The organism is Faecalimicrobium dakarense, assembly GCF_000499525.1.
Lineage (GTDB): Bacteria > Bacillota > Clostridia > Peptostreptococcales > Peptostreptococcaceae > Faecalimicrobium > Faecalimicrobium dakarense.
Genome location: NZ_HG529446.1, coordinates 1 through 1516, shown reverse-complemented (window position 1 = coordinate 1516; position 1516 = coordinate 1). Strand labels below are relative to the sequence as shown.

Here is a 1516-nt window from a genome sequence, read left to right as displayed (position 1 = left end):
TTAGTAATAGTTTAAGTTGGTAGCGGTAACAGGAGTCGAACCTGTGACCTTTCGGGTATGAACCGAACGCTCTAGCCAACTAAGCTATACCGCCATATTCATTAATATATTTCTGGTGCCCAGAGGCGGAATCGAACCACCGACACGGGGATTTTCAGTCCCCTGCTCTACCGACTGAGCTATCTGGGCAAATTGGTGGGCCTAGCTGGACTCGAACCAGCGACCTCACGCTTATCAGGCGTGCGCTCTAACCACCTGAGCTATAGGCCCAACTTATTGGTCGAGGTAGAGGGACTCGAACCCCCGGCCCCATGGTCCCAAACCAAGTGCGCTACCAAACTGCGCTATACCTCGACATTGCTTTTAATTTTAAATGGCAGGGGTAGAGGGACTCGAACCCCCGGCGCACGGTTTTGGAGACCGACGCTCTACCAACTGAGCTACACCCCTATGAATTTATGGTGGACCATCAGGGACTCGAACCCCGGACCTACCGGTTATGAGCCGGGCGCTCTAACCAACTGAGCTAATGGTCCAAACTTATTGGTCGAGGTAGAGGGACTCGAACCCCCGGCCCCATGGTCCCAAACCAAGTGCGCTACCAAACTGCGCTATACCTCGACATAAAAACAAAATTGGCGGAGAAGGAGGGATTCGAACCCTCGCACCGGTTTAATCCAGCCTAATCCCTTAGCAGGGGATCCTCTTGAGCCACTTGAGTACTTCTCCGAATATTAAATTAAAATGGCGGAGAGGGTGGGATTCGAACCCACGGTGCCGTTAAGCATCACTGGTTTTCAAGACCAGCTCCTTAAACCACTCGGACACCTCTCCAGTTGGTGATCCATCCGCGACTCGAACGCGGGACACCCTGATTAAAAGTCAGGTGCTCTACCGACTGAGCTAATGGATCATATTTAGTTAAGTTGGCAGGGGATGCAGGACTCGAACCTACGCATGTAGCAGTCAAAGTGCTATGCCTTACCGACTTGGCGAATCCCCTATAATTGTGGTGAGCGCACAGGGATTCGAACCCCGGACACACGCCTTAGAAGGGCGTTGCTCTATCCAGCTGAGCTATGCACCCACATTATATAATTGATTCAATGGAGCGGGTGAAGGGGATCGAACCCTCACAGCCGGCTTGGAAGGCCGGAACTCTACCATTGAGCTACACCCGCATATTTAATTGGTGGAGGATGGTGGATTCGAACCACCGAAATCGTCGATAACAGATTTACAGTCTGCCCCCTTTGGCCGCTCGGGAAATCCTCCGTTTTTCATGGAGCTGGTGATAGGAATCGAACCTACAACCTGCTGATTACAAGTCAGCTGCTCTACCGTTGAGCCACACCAGCGAATTGGCGGGAATAACAGGACTCGAACCTGTGACCCATTGATTAACAGTCAATTGCTCTACCAACTGAGCCATATTCCCACATATTAAATTAATTTGGCGACCTGGAAGGGACTCGAACCCTCGACCTCCAGCGTGACAGGCTGGCATTCTAACCAG

16 tRNA genes are annotated in these 1516 nt (G+C 51.6%); all 16 read right to left on the bottom strand.

The features are described 5' to 3' along the window. Nucleotides 1–17 precede the first annotated feature (17 nt). The 16 genes from BN899_RS18255 to BN899_RS18180 all read right to left on the bottom strand — a co-directional run bounded on the left by BN899_RS18255 (nt 18) and on the right by BN899_RS18180 (nt 1438). Nucleotides 18–94: transfer RNA gene (locus tag BN899_RS18255), tRNA-Met, on the bottom strand. 19 nt (nt 95–113) lie between these two features. Beyond that, a tRNA-Phe gene (locus tag BN899_RS18250) sits at nt 114–189 on the bottom strand. 4 nt (nt 190–193) lie between these two features. Next, nucleotides 194–270, bottom strand: a tRNA-Ile gene (locus BN899_RS18245). Between the two features lie 7 nt (nt 271–277). Next, nucleotides 278–354 (bottom strand) — tRNA-Pro (locus BN899_RS18240). Nucleotides 355–374: 20 nt separating this feature from the next. Further along, a tRNA-Trp gene (locus BN899_RS18235) sits at nt 375–450 on the bottom strand. Nucleotides 451–459: 9 nt separating this feature from the next. Beyond that, a tRNA-Ile gene (locus BN899_RS18230) sits at nt 460–536 on the bottom strand. An 8-nt stretch (nt 537–544) separates the two neighbouring features. Continuing rightward, a tRNA-Pro gene (locus tag BN899_RS18225) sits at nt 545–621 on the bottom strand. A gap of 15 nt (nt 622–636) precedes the next feature. Next, nucleotides 637–729, bottom strand: a tRNA-Ser gene (locus BN899_RS18220). A 16-nt stretch (nt 730–745) separates the two neighbouring features. Beyond that, a tRNA-Ser gene (locus BN899_RS18215) sits at nt 746–834 on the bottom strand. A gap of 3 nt (nt 835–837) precedes the next feature. Then, nucleotides 838–913: transfer RNA gene (locus BN899_RS18210), tRNA-Lys, on the bottom strand. 14 nt (nt 914–927) lie between these two features. Continuing rightward, a tRNA-Gln gene (locus BN899_RS18205) sits at nt 928–1003 on the bottom strand. Nucleotides 1004–1010: 7 nt separating this feature from the next. Then, a tRNA-Arg gene (locus tag BN899_RS18200) sits at nt 1011–1087 on the bottom strand. Nucleotides 1088–1107: 20 nt separating this feature from the next. Beyond that, a tRNA-Gly gene (locus tag BN899_RS18195) sits at nt 1108–1181 on the bottom strand. 9 nt (nt 1182–1190) lie between these two features. Further along, nucleotides 1191–1275: transfer RNA gene (locus BN899_RS18190), tRNA-Tyr, on the bottom strand. Between the two features lie 8 nt (nt 1276–1283). Then, nucleotides 1284–1358 (bottom strand) — tRNA-Thr (locus BN899_RS18185). Nucleotides 1359–1362: 4 nt separating this feature from the next. Beyond that, nucleotides 1363–1438 (bottom strand) — tRNA-Asn (locus BN899_RS18180). Nucleotides 1439–1516 lie beyond the last annotated feature (78 nt).